19 protein-coding genes are annotated in these 20,401 nt (G+C 67.5%); 4 read left to right on the forward strand and 15 right to left on the reverse strand.

What is annotated here, in order from left to right; translation table 11 throughout:
- Positions 1-94: 94 nt before the first annotated feature.
- Positions 95-2,830 carry a hypothetical protein gene (locus tag ACTIFV_RS11720; RefSeq protein ID WP_439592956.1) on the forward strand — a complete coding sequence of 912 codons (2,736 nt, stop codon included), beginning with the start codon at positions 95-97 and terminating at the stop codon, positions 2,828-2,830.
- 78 nt (positions 2,831-2,908) lie between these two features.
- Positions 2,909-4,738 (forward strand): glycoside hydrolase family 2 protein, encoded by a 1,830-nt coding sequence (locus ACTIFV_RS11725; protein ID WP_439592957.1) that lies wholly within the window; start codon positions 2,909-2,911, stop codon positions 4,736-4,738.
- Positions 4,739-4,797: 59 nt separating this feature from the next.
- Here ACTIFV_RS11725 and ACTIFV_RS11730 read toward each other — a convergent pair whose 3' ends face one another.
- The 5 genes from ACTIFV_RS11730 to ACTIFV_RS11750 all read right to left on the reverse strand — a co-directional run bounded on the left by ACTIFV_RS11730 (position 4,798) and on the right by ACTIFV_RS11750 (position 10,126).
- Positions 4,798-5,802, reverse strand: coding sequence for a LacI family DNA-binding transcriptional regulator (locus tag ACTIFV_RS11730; protein ID WP_439592958.1), 1,005 nt, complete (start codon positions 5,800-5,802; stop codon positions 4,798-4,800).
- Between the two features lie 65 nt (positions 5,803-5,867).
- Positions 5,868-6,710 carry a carbohydrate ABC transporter permease gene (locus ACTIFV_RS11735; protein WP_439592959.1) on the reverse strand — a complete coding sequence of 281 codons (843 nt, stop codon included), beginning with the start codon at positions 6,708-6,710 and terminating at the stop codon, positions 5,868-5,870.
- Between the two features lie 12 nt (positions 6,711-6,722).
- Positions 6,723-7,646 (reverse strand): carbohydrate ABC transporter permease, encoded by a 924-nt coding sequence (locus ACTIFV_RS11740; RefSeq protein WP_439592960.1) that lies wholly within the window; start codon positions 7,644-7,646, stop codon positions 6,723-6,725.
- Positions 7,647-7,713: 67 nt separating this feature from the next.
- Positions 7,714-9,003, reverse strand: a complete 1,290-nt coding sequence (locus ACTIFV_RS11745) for an ABC transporter substrate-binding protein (protein WP_439592961.1) — start codon at positions 9,001-9,003, stop codon at positions 7,714-7,716.
- A gap of 220 nt (positions 9,004-9,223) precedes the next feature.
- The gene (locus ACTIFV_RS11750; protein ID WP_439592962.1) at positions 9,224-10,126 is read right to left on the reverse strand and encodes an HAD family hydrolase; all 903 of its coding nucleotides are present in this window, start codon (positions 10,124-10,126) and stop codon (positions 9,224-9,226) included.
- A 51-nt stretch (positions 10,127-10,177) separates the two neighbouring features.
- On the opposite strand from ACTIFV_RS11750, the gene ACTIFV_RS11755 reads away from it, so the two are divergent.
- Both ACTIFV_RS11755 and ACTIFV_RS11760 read left to right on the forward strand, forming a co-directional pair.
- A complete protein-coding gene (locus ACTIFV_RS11755; RefSeq protein WP_439592963.1) occupies positions 10,178-11,002 on the forward strand; it encodes a nitrilase family protein in 825 nt (274 codons plus the stop codon).
- Positions 10,999-12,078: a M20 family metallopeptidase gene (locus ACTIFV_RS11760; RefSeq protein WP_439592964.1), complete on the forward strand. Its 1,080-nt coding sequence runs from the start codon at positions 10,999-11,001 to the stop codon at positions 12,076-12,078. Before ACTIFV_RS11755 ends, ACTIFV_RS11760 begins: the two co-directional genes overlap by 4 nt.
- Positions 12,079-12,084: 6 nt before the next feature.
- Here the strand turns inward: ACTIFV_RS11760 and ACTIFV_RS11765 are convergent, their stop codons facing one another.
- The 10 genes from ACTIFV_RS11765 to ACTIFV_RS11810 are packed head-to-tail and all read right to left on the reverse strand — an operon-like array spanning position 12,085 to position 20,344.
- The gene (locus ACTIFV_RS11765; RefSeq protein WP_439592965.1) at positions 12,085-13,062 is read right to left on the reverse strand and encodes a nucleoside hydrolase; all 978 of its coding nucleotides are present in this window, start codon (positions 13,060-13,062) and stop codon (positions 12,085-12,087) included.
- Positions 13,062-13,736 carry a M24 family metallopeptidase gene (locus tag ACTIFV_RS11770; RefSeq protein ID WP_439592966.1) on the reverse strand — a complete coding sequence of 225 codons (675 nt, stop codon included), beginning with the start codon at positions 13,734-13,736 and terminating at the stop codon, positions 13,062-13,064. Before ACTIFV_RS11770 ends, ACTIFV_RS11765 begins: the two co-directional genes overlap by 1 nt.
- Complete coding sequence (locus ACTIFV_RS11775) at positions 13,733-14,491, reverse strand: glutamine amidotransferase (RefSeq protein ID WP_439592967.1); 759 nt, start codon at positions 14,489-14,491, stop codon at positions 13,733-13,735. The genes ACTIFV_RS11770 and ACTIFV_RS11775 overlap by 4 nt, the downstream gene beginning before the upstream one ends.
- A 27-nt stretch (positions 14,492-14,518) precedes the next feature.
- The gene (locus ACTIFV_RS11780; RefSeq protein ID WP_439592968.1) at positions 14,519-15,262 is read right to left on the reverse strand and encodes a BtpA/SgcQ family protein; all 744 of its coding nucleotides are present in this window, start codon (positions 15,260-15,262) and stop codon (positions 14,519-14,521) included.
- A complete protein-coding gene (locus tag ACTIFV_RS11785) occupies positions 15,259-16,053 on the reverse strand; it encodes an energy-coupling factor ABC transporter ATP-binding protein (protein ID WP_439592969.1) in 795 nt (264 codons plus the stop codon). Before ACTIFV_RS11785 ends, ACTIFV_RS11780 begins: the two co-directional genes overlap by 4 nt.
- Entirely contained in the window at positions 16,034-16,906 is an 873-nt protein-coding gene (locus ACTIFV_RS11790) for an energy-coupling factor ABC transporter ATP-binding protein (protein ID WP_439592970.1), read from the reverse strand. Before ACTIFV_RS11790 ends, ACTIFV_RS11785 begins: the two co-directional genes overlap by 20 nt.
- The gene (locus ACTIFV_RS11795) at positions 16,897-17,700 is read right to left on the reverse strand and encodes an energy-coupling factor transporter transmembrane component T (RefSeq protein WP_439592971.1); all 804 of its coding nucleotides are present in this window, start codon (positions 17,698-17,700) and stop codon (positions 16,897-16,899) included. The genes ACTIFV_RS11790 and ACTIFV_RS11795 overlap by 10 nt, the downstream gene beginning before the upstream one ends.
- Positions 17,697-18,359, reverse strand: a complete 663-nt coding sequence (locus ACTIFV_RS11800; protein ID WP_439592972.1) for a hypothetical protein — start codon at positions 18,357-18,359, stop codon at positions 17,697-17,699. Before ACTIFV_RS11800 ends, ACTIFV_RS11795 begins: the two co-directional genes overlap by 4 nt.
- Before the next feature lie 57 nt (positions 18,360-18,416).
- Positions 18,417-19,343, reverse strand: a complete 927-nt coding sequence (locus ACTIFV_RS11805; RefSeq protein WP_439592973.1) for a carbohydrate kinase family protein — start codon at positions 19,341-19,343, stop codon at positions 18,417-18,419.
- Entirely contained in the window at positions 19,340-20,344 is a 1,005-nt protein-coding gene (locus ACTIFV_RS11810) for a LacI family DNA-binding transcriptional regulator (protein WP_439592974.1), read from the reverse strand. The genes ACTIFV_RS11805 and ACTIFV_RS11810 overlap by 4 nt, the downstream gene beginning before the upstream one ends.
- Between the last annotated feature and the right edge of the window lie 57 nt (positions 20,345-20,401).

A 20,401-nucleotide genomic window follows, 5' to 3' on the forward strand; every position in this document is an offset into this window, starting at 1 on the left:
TCACTCGGCCGACCTGCGATTCGAGCGGGCGGCTGATTCATCCGATCGATCGCAGACGCGCTTCACCGCAACGCGTGGACGACTCGGCTTTTCGATGACCTACGCCACGGTCGAGGCGAGCGGCCGAGAGTTCGTCACGCGCCGGCTCGCGGTCACCGGACCGACGGACCTTCTCATCGAGCGAGTCACTGTGACGTTCTCTATCGACGACATCGAGGAGGCAGCGGAGGTTCGGACGTTCGCGGAGGCGCCGTTCGCCGTCACTGTCCGGACGACGACGGACTCTCTGCTCAGCGGAGTGCAGAACCCCCATACGCACACGGAGCTCGGCGATACGGTGACGGTCTCGTATGAGCCCGCCATGCGTGTGAGCGCGCGCTTCGAGAGCTCTCCTCAGTTCTTCGCAGTGTCGCACCGCAGCGGAAGCACGATTCAGCCGGTGCCGCCCAAGACGCGGGTCGGCGTCGGCGAGTCGCGCCCCCGCGCGCGATTCCGCAACCCGTCTGAAGCCCTTCCGATGGATCTCGAGGAGATCACGACCCTGCGCGCGGTCGTCCGCCACTTCTTGTCACCGCTGCCGCTCCGCCATCGATCGATCCTCTACACGTACTGGCTGCCTCTTCCCCACGCGCCGGCCACGGATGCCGAGGAGGCCCTGTGGATCGAGACCATCGACAACTTCGTCGATCTCGGAGGCGACCTGCTCCTCACCGTCCCGCTCGTCGACGCTTCCGTGCCGACCAACGCACCCGACGCTACGTGGGAGCTCGAGCCCGCAGGGTCGCGCGCAGCCAAGATCATGGATCACGCTCGCGCAAGCGGTCTGGAGGTCGGCTACTACATGGGCGTTGCGGCCGGAAACCTCCCCTACTCGAATGCACCCGGGCTGGGGCTGCCCTCGGATGCCCCCGACTCCTGGCGCAAGGTACGCCGCGATGGCACTCTCGCGAAGGAGAACTGCCTCGCTCACGAGGAGTACGCGCGCTGGCTGGAGACGGTGTCGATCAACACCATCGAGACCTACGGCCTGTCGGCCTGGTCGTGGGACCCCGGACCGGGGGACGGCATCCACTGCTACTCCGAGTCGCACGGTCACCTACCCGGTAAGGGAGTCCACGCGGGATGGCTGAACGGGCAGAAGATGATTGCAGCGCTGCATGAGAGATTCGCGGGACTGCACCTGCAGGGCTACTACGGCCAGAAGCAAGATGGCACGTGGGGCCTCAAAGGCATCAGCCAGCATGAGGGCTATTGGGAGCAGCAGGCGGAATGGGGCTCGGCGCTGTACCCCGAGCTCAGCGCCGAGCGGCTCAACGCCAACGGCTCGCGCCAGCAGGCGTGGTGGAGCCAGAACTTCCGCTACCTGCCCGCCGAGCTCAATCACCCCGTCATGGGTCGAATGAGTCAGATCTGTGTCGAGGACACCGTGTTGGGGCAGACCTTCGACTGGTGGGGATGGCGGTTCGGGCTGCTCTCGGCCATCGCCATCGGCGGGGCCCCCACGCTGCCCACGCTGCCGCCCCGCGATGTGCCCTCGGCGATTCGCGAGGAGTACCGATGGTGGCTCGAGTGGGCCAAAGCTCATTCGGAGACACCCGCGTACGACATCGCAGGCGGCGCGCAGGTGGAGCTCGGCGCTGTGGATTGGTATCTGCGGGGCGGCCCTGACGAAGCTCACCTGTTCCTCTGCAATCCCGGGCCCCGTCCCGCCCGGGTGCGCGTCGACCTCCACGATCACCTTCCCGAGACGCTGAGCGCGCGCGGCACAGTCGTCGACGTGCAGAGCCCCAGCCGCCGGTGGAGTTCGGACGCCGTTCCCGTGCGCTTCGACGCCGACGTCCCCGCGTTCAGCGTTCTCGTGTATGCGGTGACGACGGATCCCGAGTCGGTCGACACCCGTGCACCTCTCGAGTCGACCGAAGCTCGGAGCGCTGCGGTCGCCCTCGACCTCTGGCGCGACGAGATGAATCGTCGCGTGCCGATCCCGAATCGCGAGGCGGCTCCGAGCCGAACGATCCATTGCGCACTCCCGGCACTCTCCCGCGCGCTCGACGCGTCTCGGCATGAGGCACTTCTTCTCCGAGAACGACTACCCCTCATCCCCGACACGTTCGCATACGTCGATCCCGAGCGAGCCATCCTGGTCATCCCGCTCCTCGACGCCGACGATTCTCCCGACCTTCAGGTGCTCGTCGACGGCATCCCCGTCGACACCGAGGTCTACCGCTTCGTCCACGAGCAGATGAGTCGCTACTCCCTCGTCGAAGCGGACGTCGATCAGTGGCCGGAGTCAACCGTGGTGTGGTGGTGCGACCTGACCGAGCACCTCGCGAGCGTCGGACCTCGGACGCTCTCGATCGTGCTTCCGGTGCTCGGACTGCACCAGTTCCTCGGGCCGTACCTGCAGGTACCCGAAGATGTGGCAGCGGATCTGGAGAGCCTCGGCGACTCTGCGATCCGGTTCACCGATGGGCCCCTTCACGTCGTGCCGCCGCTTCGTCGGGCGGGTGCAGATGGTCCACGCGTGCGCGAGGGATGGGTCACCCCCGACTCCGTAGCCTCCCAGTCGGAGTTCACACTCCACGTGCGTGCCGAGAACGCCGATGAGGTGTTCGCGACCATCCACGTCGCGAGCGGGTCGCTGACCGACCGGCGTCTGCGTCGGGTCGAGGGCGCAGGAGATCTCTGGGTTCTCGACGCCCACGTCTACTCCCGGACGGCGGTCATCCTGGATCGGCCCGACGCGATCGTCTGGGCGGTGCGCGACGGCGCTGTGAGCGACGACTTCCGCGTCCGCATTCCCTGGGAACTGGACCCGCTCGAGAGCTGACCCCGCCCGAGATCATCACCCCGTACGCCCCTTCGGCGCCCGTGCCTCAGGCGCCGCCCTTCACAGAAATCGCACACAATGACGCAATCGCACATTCCACGCCCTGAGCACCCCCGCCCGCAGCTGAGGCGGGACGACTGGCTCTCACTCAACGGTGAGTGGCAGTTCGAGATCGACAAGAGCGATTCCGGCCTCGAACGCGGCCTGCTGGTCCGGGACTTGCGCGACGAGATCCTCGTGCCGTTCGCCCCGGAGTCCGAGGCGAGCGGGATCGGCGAAACCGACTTCCTCCTCGCCGTCTGGTACAGGCGAACCGTGACCGTCCCGAAAGGCTGGGGCGATAAGACGGTGCTGTTGCACTTCGGTGCGATCGACCACGATGCCACGGTATGGGTGAACGGTCGGGAAGTCGCCCGACATCGAGGTGGCTTCACGGGCTTCACCGCCGACCTGGGCGGCGTCGCGCGCAGCGGCGAGGACATCACGATCGTGGTGCGAGCCCGCGACAGCCGCGATGAGCCTCAGGCTCGCGGCAAGCAAGCGAGCCGCTACGAGAACTCCGAGTGCTACTACACCCGCACGACGGGCATCTGGCAGACGGTATGGCTCGAAGCGGTCCCGCGCACGCGCGTCGGACGGCCGAGGATCACCCCACAGGTCGCCGACTCGTCGTTCGATGTTGTGGTGCCCGTGATCAACGCGCGCCCGGGCCTGACTGTGCGCGCGGAGTTCCGCGACGACGCCGGCGTCGTGGCGACGGCCGACGTTCGAGCCGGGTCGGATCTCGCTCCGCGCCTCACCGTGTCGGTGGCGGCGGAACGCGTGCGTCTCTGGCATCCTCACGATCCGCACCTGTACGACGTCTCGATCACTCTCCTCGACGAAAACGGCGAGGTCGACCGTGTCGAGGCCTATGCGGGTCTCAGATCTGTCAGCATCGACGGGCGCCGCGTGCTGCTCAATGGAGAACCGGTCTTCCAGCGCCTGGTCCTCGACCAAGGGTGGTGGCCGCACACGCTGATGACGGCACCCTCGGACGAGGCGCTGATCACCGACATGCGTTTGGGCATGGAGGCCGGCTTCAACGGCGCACGTCTGCATCAGAAGGTCTTCGAGGAGAGGTATCTGTACCATGCCGACCGGCTCGGCTACCTCGTGTGGGGAGAGTTCGGCGATTGGGGCGCGATCGACGGCGCCGCGAGCACCGCATTCCACCAGCAGCCGTCGGCGTCATTCGTGACCCAGTGGCTGGAAGTGCTCGAGCGCGATCACAATCACCCCTCGATCATCGGCTGGTGTCCCCTCAACGAGACCCACCAGGCACTCCACGATCGCATCACACAACTCGATGACGTGACTCATGCGATGTACCTCGCGACCAAACTCGCCGATCCTTCGCGGCCCGTGGTGGACGCGTCCGGCTACTCCCATCGCGTCCGCGGAGCCGACATCTACGACGGCCACGACTATGAGCAGGATCCCGTCGCCTTCGCAGCCAACCACGCGGGCCTCGCCACAGGGGACCCGTACGTCAATCTGCGCAACGACGAGGTGATCTCGATCGGCTACGGGGGCCAGCCCTACTTCGTCTCGGAGTACGGTGGCATCTGGTGGAATCCGGCCATCGCCGAAACCGCCGATGCGGACTCTCAGGATGCTGAGCGTCGGGGATCGTGGGGCTACGGCCAGCGAGTTCGCAGCGTCGAAGAATGGCACGCGCGATTCGCAGGGCTCACGGACGCCCTGCTCGACGATCGGCTGATGTTCGGCTACTGCTATACCCAGCTGACGGACACATTCCAGGAAGAGAACGGCCTCTACTACGCCGACCGGACGCCCAAGTTCGACATCGCCCGGATCGCTGACGTCCAGAACCGCCCGGCTGCGTACGAACGAGACGCGCAATGAGTGAAGGGGAGGGGTGCCCTCGGCGCTCCTCCCCCCTCATCCATCATGCAGAGCGGGCCTTACGAGCTCTGCCGGATCTCGAGGCGGTGCGGCACGACGAACTCCCGAGGGGGGATCGCGGGATCGGCGATCCGGTCGACCAGGAACGACAGCGCCGTCGCCGCGAGCAGATTCTTGTCGGGCGCGATCGTCGAAAGAGTCGGGTTCGAGAAGGACGCCTCCTGGATGTCATCCCATCCGACCACCGCGACCTCTTCCGGGACACGGACCCCCCTGCTCGCGAGGGCTCGCAGGGCGCCGATCGCGACAAGATCGGAGAAGCAGAAGATCGCGTCCGGCCGACCTTTGTCGAGGATCTCGAGCGTGGCGTCGTACCCCAGCTGCCGATGGCGACTCGTCGACGGCGCCACCAGGGTCGGGTCGAAAGCGAGGCCATGCCTCTCGAGACCCCGCAGGTAGCCGTCGAACCGTTGGACCTCGGTGCTGGCGGGCCTGTTCACGTTCTGCCCGATCGCGGCGATCCGGCGTCGACCGGTCGCGTAGAGGTGCGCCACCACGTCACCAGCGGCCGCCACGTTGTCGAGTCCGACGTGATCGAAGGACTGTTCCTGCGAATGCTCGCCCAGCAGCACGAAAGGAGTCGTGCCGGCGACTTCCGCGAGCTCGGTCGGTGACAGCTGCAGCGGACTGAAGATGATGCCGTCGAAGAGGGTGCTTTGCGTCGCTCGGGCGATGTGGCTGCGCTCGCTGGCGTCGACCCCCGACGTCTGATCGATCATGATGCGATAACCGAGAGGTTCAGCGAGCTCGGTGACCATGCGTGCCAGCTCCGCGAAGTACGGGACGTCGATCTCTGGCACGACGAGCGCGATGAGTCCTGTTCGACCGCTGCGAAGGCTGCGCGCCATGAAGTTCGGGCTGTACCCGAGATCGTTGACGGCTTTCTCGACACGCTCGCGAAGCTTGTCGGACACCGGCACGTAGCCGTTGACGACGTTCGACACCGTGCGAGGCGACACCTCCGCGCGACGCGCGATGTCGCTGAGAGTGAGCCGCTTCGACATGGTTACACGCTACCGGTGGCCATAGGATCTTGCATCGCTGCACGATCCCTCGCCGCGTCCAGCTCTCACTCCTTGACCGCTCCGGCGACCAGTCCGGTCGTGTAGTACCTCTGCAGCGTGAAGAAGAGGACGAGGCACGGGATCATGGTGATCAGCACCCCCGCCTCGAGGAGCGGCCAGCGCACGCCGTTGTTGCCGTTCACCGCGCCGGCCGACAGAGCGACAGGCAGCGGGAAGAGCGACTGGTCGCTCAGCAGGATGAGCGCGGCGAGGAATTCGTTCCACGAACTGAGGAACGCGAAGAGCGCCACAGTGATGATGCCAGGGCGCACGACAGGAAGCAGGACCTGAGTCAGGAGCTTCCAGCCGGATGCTCCGTCCACCCGCGCCGCGTCTTCGAGCGCCTGCGGCACGTGCATGAAGGCGTTGCGCATGACGAAGAGCGCGAACGGAAGCTGGAAAGTGATGAAGACCAGCGCAAGCCCGAACAGCGTGTTTCCGAGGCCGAGCGACTTGAGCACCAGGAACAACGGCGTGAGCAGCGGCTGAAACGGCACCATGAGCGCCGACAGCATCGCGACGAAGACGACTCCACGACCTGGGAATCTGTACCTCGCGAACCCCCAGCCGCCGAGGGTGGCGATGATCACCGTCCCGACGACCGTGATCACGGCGAGGATCGCACTGTTCCCGATGTGAACCCACACCCCGTTACCGAGGCCCTGCAGCGCCGCGAAGTTCTCGAGCGTGAACGAGCGCGGGATCAGCGTGGGAGGCGAGCCGTTCAGCTCGGCCGGGGACTTGAAGGCGGCCGTGACCACGGCATACAGCGGGAAGAGGAAGAGCGCCGCAATGCTCGTGCAGATCGCGAACCAGAGCAGGCCCCGCGCGGCGGTGTTCTTACGCATGTGAGGACTCCCCTACTCTGTATCGTGCTTGTCGCGCAGGATCCCCAGTTGGATCGCACTGATGAGCACGAGAATCGCCATCAAGAAAATGGACATCGCGGATGCGAGTCCCAGCTGGAAGTTGTTGAATCCGACACGGAAGATCTCCATGACGACGGTGGTCGTCTGACCCTCGGGACCGCCACCGGTCAGCAGATAGAACTGCTCGAAGGCGAGCACGGAGGCGACCGCGCTGAAGACGAGCGTCAGCGCGATCGGTCGACGCAGGAGTGGGAGGGTGATGTATCGGAACGTCTGGACCGGCCCGGCTCGGTCGATCCGCGCGGCATCGGTGAGCTCGTCCGGAATCGCGAGCAGCCCCGTGAGAAGGAGGAGCATTCCGAAGCCGACGGACTTCCAGACGACCATCACGACTGCCGACAGCAGCGCAAGCTCCGGGTTGGCCAGCCAGTAGCCCGCGGCCGACGTGATGCCCAGCGTCTTGAGGAGCTGATCGAACAGACCCACGCGCGGATCGAGCAGGTAGATCCAGATGTACGCAGCCAGCGAGAAGCCGATGACGACCGGGGCGAAGAAGATCGTGCGGAACACTCCCACACCGCGTCGGCGTACACGGACGAGCAGCGCCAGCGCCATGCCGAGGATGAGCAGAACGGGAACGAGGATGACGGTGTACAGACCGGTGAATGCGAGGCTCTGCACGAACGACGCGTCGTCGAACATCGTCAGATAGTTCTCCAGACCGATCCACGTCGGCGTGCCCAGCAGAGGCCAGTCGTGGAAGGAGATCCAGACCATCTGCACGAGCGGCGCCGCGAAGAAGATCAGCAGCATCACCGCTGCCGGCAGGACCAGCAGGATGCCGGTTCTCGCCTCGCGCCGACTTCGCCTGGTCGACCGCATCCGGGGCTGCCGCCTGCCCATTGTCGTCGTCATGCCCATTCCCTTTCCGCCGCTCGGGCCGGCACCCGCGATCCCCGGATGCCGGCCCGCTCGACGAGCGCTACTTCTGTGTCGTGATGAGATCTTCAGCGATCGCCTGCTGTTCCTTGGCGACGCTGTCGACCGAGTCCGACCCGAAGATGGCTCCCTGGAGGAGGTTGTTCCACGGGCTGCCGGCGTTGTTGAAGATCGGGTAGAGGTCAGGAGTGACGGGCGTCTTGCCGAGTTCGAGCGCCTCCGCCAGCGTGGCGAGGCGTGGATCCTTCTCGGAGTAGTAGCCCTTGGCGACGCTCAGCCGGACGGGCGTGGTCCCCAGGTCGGCGAGGTACTTCTCCTGCGCCTCGACGGACGTCGCCCACTCGATGAACTTCCACGCGGCATCCGCGTTCTTGGAGCCAGCCGGAATCACGAGGTCGTCGCCACCGGCGAAGCTGCCTCGGGTGCCGTCGGTCGGGCCGGGAAGGAACGTGACGCCGAGGTCGAACTTGTCCTGGGCGATGATGTCGGCGATGCCGAAGGCGCCGCCGCCCTGCATTCCGACCTTGCCCGTCGCGAATGTGGAGTAGAAGCCGGCGCCGGTGTCGGACTTCGCGTCGGGCGGCATGTCGCCGGCTTGCCACATGTCGCGCAGGAACGTCAGCGCATCTTTGACCGGCGCCGAGTCGAAGTCCAGATTGTCGGGATCGGGGCCTTCGGTGAGAAGATCCGCGCCCGCCGCGTACATGTACGGGGTCACTGTGAAGAGCGTTCCGCCGGTGGCGTTTCCGACCATCCAGAAGCCGTGGTTGCCGTCGCCGAGCGCGGTGATCTTGCTGGCGTACTCCTTCATCTCGTCCCACGTGGTCGGGGGCTTCTCGGGGTCGAGGCCCGCGGCCGCGAAGAGGTCCTTGTTGTAGTAGAGAACGCTCGCCTCTGCCGAGAACGGGATGGCAACCGTCTTGCCGTCCCACTCGATCGTGCCGAGGTGCGCGCTGTCGAAGTCGTCCATGTAGTCGAGCGACTCGGCCCGCTCCGTCAGGTCCAGCAGCGCGCCCGCCTGAGCGTAATAGGGGACCAGGACGAGGTCCATCGCCGCGACGTCGGGCGGCGTGCCGCCAGCGGTCGCCGAGGCGAACTTCTGCGTGTACTGACCTCCCGGGATGATCGTCACCTCCACTTCGATCTCGGACTGCGATGCGTTGAAGGCCTCGGCCAGCTCTGGCACGAAGGATTCCTGAGCATCACGAGCCCAGAACGAGATCTTCGTCACGCCGCCGTCGGTGTCGCCTCCTCCGCCGCCCGCAGAGCAACCGGCCAGAAGACCTCCCACCGCGATGGCGATGACGGGGACCGCAATCAGCGGTCGCAGCATCCTCGATGGCATCATTACCTCTTTCTGTGGATTGCGAGCGCGATCGCCTCTCTGCGATCGCGCGCCCGTGACAGTGATCGATGCGACCCGCGTCACCTTGGTGCGGGCTGGTTCTCAGGGTGCCCCGCGGTATGACTCTGACACACTCACCATCATTTTGCAACGTGGCATTGCTGCGCTGCAAAGCTGCGCATCGGGGTCTGAGAATGTGGGATCAAGGTCAGAGCGCGAACCGGGTGGCGAGCCACTCGGCGACGGCGTGCGAATCGTTGTCGCCGATGACGGCTGTGGCACGCCGCAGCAATTCGGGAACCGCGTTCGAGACCGCGTACGCCTCGTCCGCGACCTCGAACAGCGGGATGTCGTTGTGATTGTCGCCGAATGCCACGAGGCGCGTCATCCCGAGCCGATCCGCGAGCGCCCGCGCAGCACTCGCCTTGGAACCGAGATCGGAGTGGATCTCGAGCCAGTGCACGCCGGGCGCGTAGGGATCCTCCGACAGGATGAGCAGGCACCCCCCGAGCCGATCCCGCAGGCGCGCGGCCAGCGCGGCGACCTCGTCGCGGCTGCCGATGATGCTCACGTAGTACGCCGCAGACAGGTCGACCTGCGACCACGACGCCACCGGTGCGAGCCGCGGATCGCCGGGGCGCTGGTCGACGAAATGAGAGAGACCGCCGGACACACTCCCTTCGAGCCACGAGATCGCATCGCGACCGCCCGAGAAGGTGTGCACGAGAGGCTGCAGGTCGGGCTCGTCCCGCGTGGAGTCCAGGATCGTGGCGATCGCGTCGGCGGGCATCGAGCGCACGTCGTGCGGGACTCCCGAGGCAGGGTCGACTGTCATCGTGCCGCCGTAGGTGATGACCGGCAGGTCGAGGCGCAGGCCGCTCGTCGCGCGCGAGGCCGAGCGGTGAGAGCGGGCGGTCGCGTAGGTGAATCGCAGCCCGCGATCCACGAGCGCGTTGATCACCTGGGTCGTCCTGGCACTCACGAAGGCATCGCTGCCGAGCAGCGTGAAGTCCAGGTCGGAGACGAACAGAGTGGATGCGGCATCCGCGCCGAGTGATTCATCCACCGTCGTCGTCACGCTGTCCTGTCGGCCGGTTTCGTCCGATGCCACGATGCACCCGATGTGTGATCCTTATGTTAACGATTCAGGGGAGGGCGCGGGATGACGACCGTGGCTGTCGGACAACTCGAACCGCGCTTCGGAGACGTCGTGCACAACGTCGAGCGCACCGCCGATGTCATCGCCCGAGCCGCCGACCGGGGTGCTGACATCGTGGTGCTTCCGGAGCTCGTGAGCACGGGCTACATGCTCCAGAGCCGCGACGAGGCATTCGCGCTCGCCGAGGTCGCGGGTCACGGGCCGGCGACCTCGCGCTGGCTCGAGCTCGCGCGCGAGCTCGACGTCGTGATCGTGGCCGGCTTCGCCGAGCAGGATGGCGCATCGCTCTACAACGCCGCCTTCCTCGCCCAGCCCGACGGCACGCACGCCGTGTATCGCAAAGTGCACCTGTGGGACGAGGAGGCACTGTACTTCGAACCGGGTGATCTGGGCTTCCCCGTCGTGCACACCCGTCACGGCCGCATAGGGATGCTGATCTGCTACGACGGCTGGTTCCCCGAGAGCTATCGCACGCTCGCCGGCAAGGGGGCCGACCTCGTCTGCGTGCCGACCAACTGGGTGCCGATCCCCGGTCAGCGCGACGGCGAGGCCGCGATGGCGACAGTGCTGACGATGGCCGCGGCGCACACGAACGGCATCGTGGTGGCCGCCGCCGACCGGGTCGGCACCGAGCGCGGCCAGGAGTTCATCGGGCAGAGCCTGATCGCCTCGCACACGGGCTGGCCCGTGGCCGGCCCGGCCGATGCCGCCGCGGAGGCGCTGCTCGTGGCCGACGTCGACCTCGCCGAGGCCCGGCGCAGCCGCGCCTGGGGCAAGTTCAACAACCCGCTGCGCGATCGGCGCCCGAGCGCGTACGAACTCACGTGAGCGGGATCGACGCCCTCGACCTCGCCCGACGACTCGTCCGCATCGACACGGCCGGAGGCGGCGAGGAAGAGGCGATCGACGTCGTCGCCGACATCCTCGCCGCAGCGGGGTTCACCCTCACGCGTGTGCCCTGGCAGCCGGGTCGGCCCAACCTGGTCGCGCACTGGCGCGGGGGCGGGCCGACGACGCTCGCCGCCCATCTCGACACCGTGCCGTTCGATGCGGCGTCGTGGTCGGTCGATCCCCTCGGAGGCGAGGTGGTGGACGGGCGACTCTACGGTCGGGGCAGCAGCGACATGAAGGCCGGCGCTGCCGCCATGATCAGCGCAGCCGTCGACGCCGCCCAGCTCGACGCCGCGCCCTTCACCGTGATCTTCACATCTGCCGAAGAGACCGGATGCCACGGAGCGCGCGCGATCGCCGCGTCCGGTCTGCTGCATCCGGCACCCGTCCTGATCGTCGGCGAAGCGACCGGAAACGAGGTGCGGTTCGGGCACAAGGGCGCGACCTGGCTGGATCTCACCGTCCGCGGTCGGTCGGCGCACGGGTCGCGCCCCGAGCTCGGCGTGAACGCCGTGACCCGTGCGGCAGAGGCGATCCTGGCCCTTCGCGACCTGGACGAGGTGCCGCCCCATCCGGCGCTGGGCGGCCTGACGACCAATGTCGGCACGATCACGGGCGGCCAGCAGACCAACCTGGTGCCCGACCTCGCGTCGATCACGGTCGACGTGCGCACGGTTCCGGGGCAGGGCCCCGAGCGCGTGATCGACGTGCTCGCGGCGACACCAGGTGGACGGGTGTCCGAGATCCTGACCGTACCGTCAGTGTGGACCGACCCGCAGAGCGAGCTGAGCCGGCGGATCGGGCGCGCCGCGGCATCCGTCACCGGCGTCGAGCCCCGCGGCGAAGGCGTTTCGTACTTCACCGACGGCGCGGTGCTCGCCGACACCTCCTCGCCCGCGGTGTTCATCATCGGGCCGGGCGGGATCGACCAGCCGCACACCAGCGACGAGTCGTGCGCCGTGGCCGACATCTCGGACGCCGTGCAGATCTACCGGGCTCTGCTCCAGGACTGAGATCGACTACCCGGGCGACACCTTCGCCGAGAGCCGCGAGAGCCCGTCGACGATGCGCTCGAGGACGGCATCCGCATCGACCTCCGTGACGACCACGGCGTTGTACGGTCTCGACCACTCCCCGTCCCAGTCCGCGATCGTCATGCCACGAGTGAGCGTGCCCCGAAGCTCGACGTCGACGACTGTCGCCGGCGCGGCGAGCGCGAGGCTGCGCTCCACCGCGACGACCGCGGCGAGCGGATCGTGCATCGGCGCCTGGGTGCCCGCACCGAGCTTCTCGTACCAGCCGAAATAGGGACGCATGATGTCGTCGACGAAGCGCGTGATGTCGGTGACGCCCGCGCGGCGCCGCACCTCGTCGATGTGCTCGCCGCGCAGGATGACGCGCTCCGTCACATTCAAGCCGCACACGACCGGCAGCCGCGACTCCGGCTGCCCCGCGAATGCGTCGAACACGATCTTCGCCGCCTCGGGGTCCACGAAGATGTTCCACTCCGCGGCCCCGCTCACGTTGCCGCGGTGATCGAAGGAGCCGCCCATGATCACGAGGCCGGCCAGCAGCTCCGGCAGCCGCGGCTCGAGCTTGACCGCGAGCGCGAGGCTCGTCAGGGGGCCCGTCACGAGGCCCACGATTCCGCCCGGCTCGGCGCGCACGGAATCCACCCACAGCTGTGCGGCATGCCGCGGGTCGAGGGCCCGCGCAGACGGCGCCAGCACGGCGTCGCCGAGTCCCGATTGTCCGTGGACGTCCTCTGCCGAGCCGATGGGACCGCCGAGCGGCACATCGGCTCCGGCGCACACCGGCACCTGCGCGATCCCGAAGAGATCGAGCACCGCGAGCGTGTTCTGCACCACGCGCGCGGTCGAGACGTTGCCGGCGGTGCAGCAGACGCCCACGATCTCGGCGTCGTCGTGCGCAGCGAGGATGCCGATGGCGAGCGCGTCGTCCACGCCGGTGTCGACATCCAGCAGCAGCCGGGTCATCAGCGGATCACCGTGGCGCGCGTCGGACCGAACCAGACGACGTCCTCGCGCTTGACACCGTAGAGATGGTTGCCGATGAAGGGCTCCACCGCCCACGCGCCGCGCATGACGGTCTCGTTGGAGGCATCGATGTACCCGTCGTCGTACGACGAGTTCGCCGTGAGGGAGTGGCCGATGTTGCTCAGGCGATCCAGCAGCACGAAGGGCGTCTTCTCGAGCTCTTCGGTGAACACCGCGAACCAGTCGCAGGCCCGCATCCCGGGTCGCGCTGCAGCCAGCACCGCGGCGTGAAGCCGCTCGATGGTCGCCAGCGCAGCGGTCTGCGCGTGGTTGTCGCCCCGCAGGAAGCTGCGCGTGCAGTCGCCCCACCAGCCGTCGGGAGTGACCGGGTGCACATCGATCATGCCGAGATCGAGGTTCCACAGAGCACGGTCGCTGGGAACGTCGGTCGGATAGCAGCTGAGCGTGCCCGCGCCGAACCCGACGGTCGTGGGCGTCCAGACGCCGACCGCGCCCTCGTCGAGCACGAGCTGGTTCACGATCCGGTGCAGCTCGCGCTCCGTCTGCCCGGGAACGGCCAGCTCAGCCGCTCGCTCGGCGACCCGGATGGCGATGCGCTGCGCCTCGACGAGACCCGCGGGCGGCTCGTCTGTGAACTCCTCGACCGCGCTCATCGTGCGTCCTCCGCTCCGGAGACGAGCCAGCCGATCATGCTCTGCCACAGGGGATCGAAGCCCTCCCATTCGAGGAACTCTGCGGGCAGCCAGTGCGGCCCCATGTCGGTGGCGAATGCCGCGACCCGCCCTTCGCCGGCCCTGCCGACGACGAGCAGCGGCCGCCCGTCGACCGCGATCAGCGTCTCGGTCGCGGGCCGCGGCTGGAAGCGCTGGTACCCGAGGATGTGCGGAAGCTTCGCAGGGACGCCCGCCGTCGCGGCGTGAGGCGCGAGCACCCGGGGCTGCACGCCCTGCGGGGTCTCTTCGCGGTCGTCGCCCACTTCGAGGATCACCGGCAGAACCGGCGCCAGGGCCGTCGAACGATAGTTCGCCTTGGCTTCGATGCCCTGGAAGCTCAGATAGCCGCCGACCATCAGCAGGGCTCCGCCGGCGCGGACCCACTCGGCCAGCACGGCGAGGCGATCCGGCATCCGCTGCCCACGGGCGAAGACGCCGGCGGGCAGCAGCAGGGTGTTGGCCCCGATGTCGCTGAGGACGACCGCATCGTACGCGGAGAGCTCCTCGACCGTGGCGGGGAATCGATCCGAGGCGACGTGGTTCGGCATGAAGTCGACCTCGTGGCCGCCGCGCTCGAGGGCGCCGATGAAGTGGGATGCGCCCTCTTCGTACGAGGACGTGAAGAAGGAATCGAATCCCTTCGTGTGGACCGACGTCGTCGACCAGGACTCGCCGGCCAACAGGATGCGTGCCATGGGTGGTGCTCCGTTCTGAGTGGTGGATCAGGCGCGCTGCAGACCGTGAACGGCGGCGACGAACGTCGCCACGTTCTCGCCGGCGACGTCGCCGGTGTCAACGCGGGTGTCTTTGAGGGTGCTGCCGACGATCACGGCCTGGGCGTCGGCCAGCTGCGTCTCGGCGTTCTCGGCCGTCACGCCGGCCCCGACGATGAGCGGGAAATCCGGCCCCACGACACGGCGGAACTCCCGCACCTTCTCGGTCGGGGTGTCGAGGCCGGTTCCCTCACCGGTCACGACGATCGCGTCGCAGCGCTCGACCGCGAGGGCGAGGTCGACCGCGAGGGGCCGCCCCGACAGGTACGGCTGGTACTTGAAGCGCACGCCGCCGAAGACCAGGCATCCCGCGTCTGCCCGTGCACGGTCGAGACGGTCGGCGAAGATCGCGTCATCGTCGGGGACGAGGTGACCGGCCACCGAATCGAGCTGCACGAAGGCCGCGCCGTACTCGGCCGCGAGCTCGAAGGCGCGCCAGTCGTCCTTCAGCACGTTGATGCCGAACCGCACGTCGGGCCGCTCGGCGCGGAGGTACTCCAGCGCCGCGACCACGTCGTCGGTGTCGCCGAAGTAGTTCTCGACGATGATCGCATCGACGCCGTTGTCCCAGAGGAGGTCGATCTCGCGGCGCGCCCGTTCGAGCCGCTGCGCCGCGTTGTCGCCTTTCAGATGGAGCATGGCGAATGCCGCGGTGCGGTCGCCGAATGCCTCGGCGAAGTCAGCGATGTTCATGGGATCAAGACCTCCACGTCTTCCAGAGTCACTGCGGTGCTGCTCAGGCCGAGATCACGGGCGATCTGCGCGACGTCGAGCCGCTTCAGTCGCGAGCGCTCGAGCACGCCGTCGTCGCAGAACACCGATGAGAGCGGCCCGTCGACGACAACGGACCCCTGTGCCATCGCGATCACGCGGGTGAAGGCGTCGATGACGAAGCGCATGTCGTGCGTGATCGTCACCACGGCGATCCCCTCGGCCTGCAGGCTGTCGAGCAGTCCGTGCAGCAGCGCGAGTCCGCGCATGTCGAGTCCCGCCGTCGGCTCGTCGAGGATCACGTAGTCGCATTCCGAGACGAGCACCGCCGCGATGGCGACGAACTTGCGGATCGCCGTCGGCAGATCCTTCGGGTTCGTCTCGAGGTGGTCCGCGATGCCGGTCAGGCGCACGGCCCGTTCGACGCGCTCCGCCGTCTTCTCCTTCGACCACTTCAGGTACTTCGGCAGGTATTCGATCTCAGATCGCACGTCGGCCGCGAACAGCTGGTCGTCGGGGTTCTGGAACACATAGCCGACCTGACGCGAGACACGTGCCGTGGTGCGCCCCTCGGTCGGCACGCCGTCGACGAGCACAACCCCCGACGTGGGCTTGAGGAGCCCGTTCATGAGCTTGACGGTCGTCGTCTTGCCGGCGCCGTTCTGACCGACGATCGCCACCCGCTCGCCGGACTCGATCGTGAGATCGATGCGCTGAATCGCGGTGGATCCGTCGGGGTAGACGAAGCCCGCGTCACGCAGTTCGATCGCCATGCGACACCTCCTCGATGCGCTGAGCCACGGCCCGCGCGGCCTCGTCCCGCGTCACGGGGAAGAACGGCAGCGGTCGACCGGCCGCCTGAAGTCGCCATGCGAACTCCGAGACCTCGGGCGGGCGCACCCCGAACTCCTCGAGTCCGGGGCTGCCGAAGACCTCCCGTGTGGGGCCCGTGCGCGCCACCCGCCCTTCGTGCAGCACCGTGATCGTGTCGGCGTACTCGGCGAGCAGGTCGATCTTGTGCTCGACGAGCACGATCGACTTGCCGCGATCCTTGAGCATCGAGATGATCTGGAACACCGCCTCCGACGCCTCCGGATCCAGCTGCGAGGTGGGCTCGTCGATCACGATGACGTCGGCATCCATCGCGATGATCGATCCGAACGCGACCTTCTGCCGTTGCCCGCCCGAAAGCTCGTTCGGGTTCTTCTGTGCGATGGCGGCGACGCCCAGGTGCTCGATCACCTCTTGCACGCGCTCGATGATCTGCTCGCGCGGAACACCGAGGTTCTCGAGACCGAAGCCGATCTCCTCGAAGACGGTGTCGCGGATGCCGCTGATCTGGGTGAACGGGTTGTCGAAGACGCAGCCGATCGACCGCGACAGTTCGTCTGCATCCCAGTCGAGGAGCGGGCGGCCCAGGACCTCGACCTCTCCCGTGAGCTCACCGGTGTGGAAATGCGGGATGAGTCCGCGCAGCAGGCCGCACAGCGTCGTCTTGCCGCTGCTGTTGAGTCCGACGATGCCGTGGAGCAGCCCGGGCTCGAGCTCGAGGGTCAGCCCGTCGAGGGCGGGATGCTCGGAGTTCTCGTACGTGAAGCGCACATCGCGCAAGGAGGCTAGAGCCATCCGAGCACACCTCCCACGATGGCGGCGATCGCGAGAAGCGCGGTGAGGGCGACGACGAGCCACTCCCAGCCCGGGGTCGGCCGCAGCTGCACGAGACTCGTCTTGCGTCCCCGGCTGTTGAACGCGCGGGCGTCGAGGGCGATCGCCCTCTCTTCGGTCGCCGAGAGCGCGCTGAGGAAGACCGGCGCGAGGATCGGGAAGAAGGCCTTGGCTCGCACGAAGACGTTCCCTTCGGTTTCGATGCCGCGCGCCTTCTGCGCGTCGAGGACGACGCGGGCGATGGCACCGAGGTCGGCGATGGACTGGAACGAGGCGAGCAGCACGAAGCTCGCGCGAGGACTCACGCCGATCCGCTCGAGGGCGAGCGTGAGGTGGCGCATCGACACGAGGGCGAAGAAGAGCGTCACCCCGCCGCAGATCGCCATGACCATGGTCGCGAAGCGCAGACCGTCCTGCACACCCTCCATGGTCACGGCGATCGGGCCGAGCGGGATCAGCACGGTCTCGCCTTCGGTGAGCAGGGCGCGGAGGATGAACAGCAGGAACCCGACCACGAGCCAGAGCTTGAGGATGGTGCTGAGATAGCTCGGCCCCCGGCCGGCGAGGAACGCGATCAGGACGAACACCACCGACACCGCCACCGGCACCACCCATCCGCTGCCCGCCACCGCGACGACGGTCACGAAGGCGATCGACAGCAGGAGCGTGATCGGGTTCAGATCGAGGATGGGATTGCCCAGCGTGGCGACACGACGGTAGGTGTCGGCGACGGTGTGCAGCGGTGTCGTCGTCATACGGCCGGGTTCGTCGGCGTGGCGGTGTCGACCGGGCGGGGAGCGCGCGGGTCGGGCTTTCCCAGATAGACCCAGCCGAGCGGGAGCTTGACCATGAGGCGCTTGGGGATCCCCTTGATGATGAGGTAGACGATCATCACGGTGGGCACCTTGTCGAGGATGTCCATCGGGATCTGGGCCACGAAGTTCGCCGTGTTCAGATCCATGCCGAGCGCCGTGAGGGCGCCGACGACGATCGCGCCGCCGCCGACGGCCAGGCCGCCGAACACCCAGATGGTGATGAGCGCGCCGAAGAAGCCGCCGATGAACGCGAACGGGATGGCCGACAGCAGCGCCTTCCACCAGACGCGGAAGATGCCCTTGCGGCCGAGGAAGCCCGCGAGCAGACCGAACGCGATGTTGAGGATCGCGAATGCGAATGTCGGCGGCGAGGTGATCGAGTTGATCGCGTTCGAGAGCAGACCCACGAGCGCGCCGGGCAGACCACCGCAGATGGCGCCGACGAGGATCGTGCCGATGCTGTCGAGATAGATCGGCAGCTTCAGCAGCAGCGCGATCTGCCCGCCGACGAAGTTGACGGCGACGCCGATCGGGATGAGGAAGAGCGTCAGACGCCCATAGCTGTGCATGAGTGTTGCGAACTTGCCGTTGGAGGCCATGGTGGCTTCCTTTCTGTGTGAGCCAGATCGGGATCGGCGGTGTAGGTCGGGTTCTCGCTAGGGGACTCGTTGGACGGATCGACGGAAGGCCTGGACTTCTTCGGCGGTGGCGCGGCCGGCGCGCGCCCCGGTGCGGGTCACGGCGCGGGTCGCCGCGGCGTTCGCGAACTCCGCCGCCTCGCGCAGATCGCCCCCGTTCGAGTAGGCGAACAGGAACGAGCTCGTGAAGGTGTCGCCGGCGCCCGTCACATCGACGACGTCGACCGGGATGCCGGGCACGGAATGGATGCCGTCGGCGGAGTGCAGCTCGCAGCCCTCGCTGTCGCGGGTGACGATGACGGCGGTCGCGCCGCCGGCGATGAGCTCATCGATCGACGTGCCCGACTCGCTGAGACGCTGGGCGCCGAGCGCGTTGACGAAGAGGATGTCGCAGTGCTCGAGCAGGTGGGAATCATGGTTCTCGGGGTTGTACACATCGAGGTCGACGACGATCTTCGTCCCTCTCGCACGCAGTGCCTCGAGCACCTCCGCGGCCTTCTGCTCGCCTCGGCGGAAGGGCTTGGCATCCGTCAGCGTCGTCACGAGGAACTCGGCCGTCGCCATCCGCTCGAACGCGTCGTCGTCGATGTCGGAACGCGTGATGCCCAGGGTCGGGATGAGCACGATGTGCTGCTCACCCGAGAGCAGCACGATGCAGTGCGAATCGGGGACGGTCTCGTCGAAGATGACGTGCGCGGTGTCGACGTCCTGCTCGCGAAGCTGCGCGAGCAGTCGCTGGGTGAGCGCACCGGAGTTCAGCTGCGAGATGAACGAGGTCGGCATGCCGTACCCGGCGTAGATGCAGGCGGCGTTCGCGACGCTGCCTCCGAACTGCCGTTCGAGCTCGTGCACGATGACCTTGTCGCCGGCGGACGGGAAGTAGGGCGCGACGTAGTACTCGTCCTCGGCGACATCGCCGAAGAACACCGCGTGGCGTCGGGTCATGAGCGCACCGCCTTGGTGGAGCCGCGCACGACCAGCTCGACGGGGATGACGGTGCGATCGATCGTGAGGTCGTCGCCGCTCTCGAGCGCGTCGAGCAGCGCCGCCGCCGCCTGGGTTCCGAGCGATCGCACGTCCTGACGGACCGTCGTCAGCTGGGGGAAGCTGTATCTGCCCGGCGACACGTCGTCGAAGCCCACGACCGAGACATCGCGCGGCGTGCGGATCCTCTGCGAGCGGAGACCGTCGATCGCTCCCAGAGCCATGAGGTCGTTGTGGGCGAAGATCGCGGTGATCTCGCTGCTCGCGAACGACGCGAGGTGCCGCTCGGCCGCCTGGCGACCGCTCTCGGCGGAGTAGTCCCCCGTCTCGGTCCTGATGACGCCGCCGTGCGCGGCCCAGACGGCGGCGAATCCCTCGCTGCGCCGCACGCTCGTGACCGGAGCGCTCGCACCTTGGATCTCGAGCACCGATCGGTGCCCCAGCCCGATGAGATGCTCGGCGACGAGCCGACCGCCCTCCTCGTTGTCGGAGACGATCGTGCAGAGCTCGACGCCTGCGACCTCCTCGTCGACCAGCACGATCGGCAGTCCGTGCGTGAGAGCCGTGCGCGTGCGCGAGCGGAGCACCGCACCCGAGGCGAACACGATGCCGTCCACGGCCCGCGACGCCATCATCTCGAGATAGCTGGCCTCGCGCTCCGCATCGAAGCCGGTGGTGGCGATCATGACGTTGTAGCCGCGGGCCACCGCGACCGCCTCGACGTTCTTGGCGAGCTCGGCGAAGTACTCGATCGCGATGTCGGGCACGACGAGCGCGATGATGCCCGTGCGTCCGAGAGCGAGATTCTGTGCGGCGCGCGTCGGGACGTAGTTGAGCTCGCGCATCGCGTGGTGCACCTTCTCGCGCACGACGCCGCTGACCTTCCGCTTGCCGCTGATGGCATGCGACACGGTCGTGGCGCTGACTCCGGCGAGCCGGGCGACGTCGGCGATCGATACCACTCCGTGCCTTCCCATCTTGTCCAAAGCGCTTTGGCAAAGCGCTTTGGACCGACTATA

The sequence above is a fragment of the Microbacterium sp. genome, assembly GCF_051860965.1.
Taxonomy (GTDB): Bacteria; Actinomycetota; Actinomycetes; order Actinomycetales; family Microbacteriaceae; genus Microbacterium.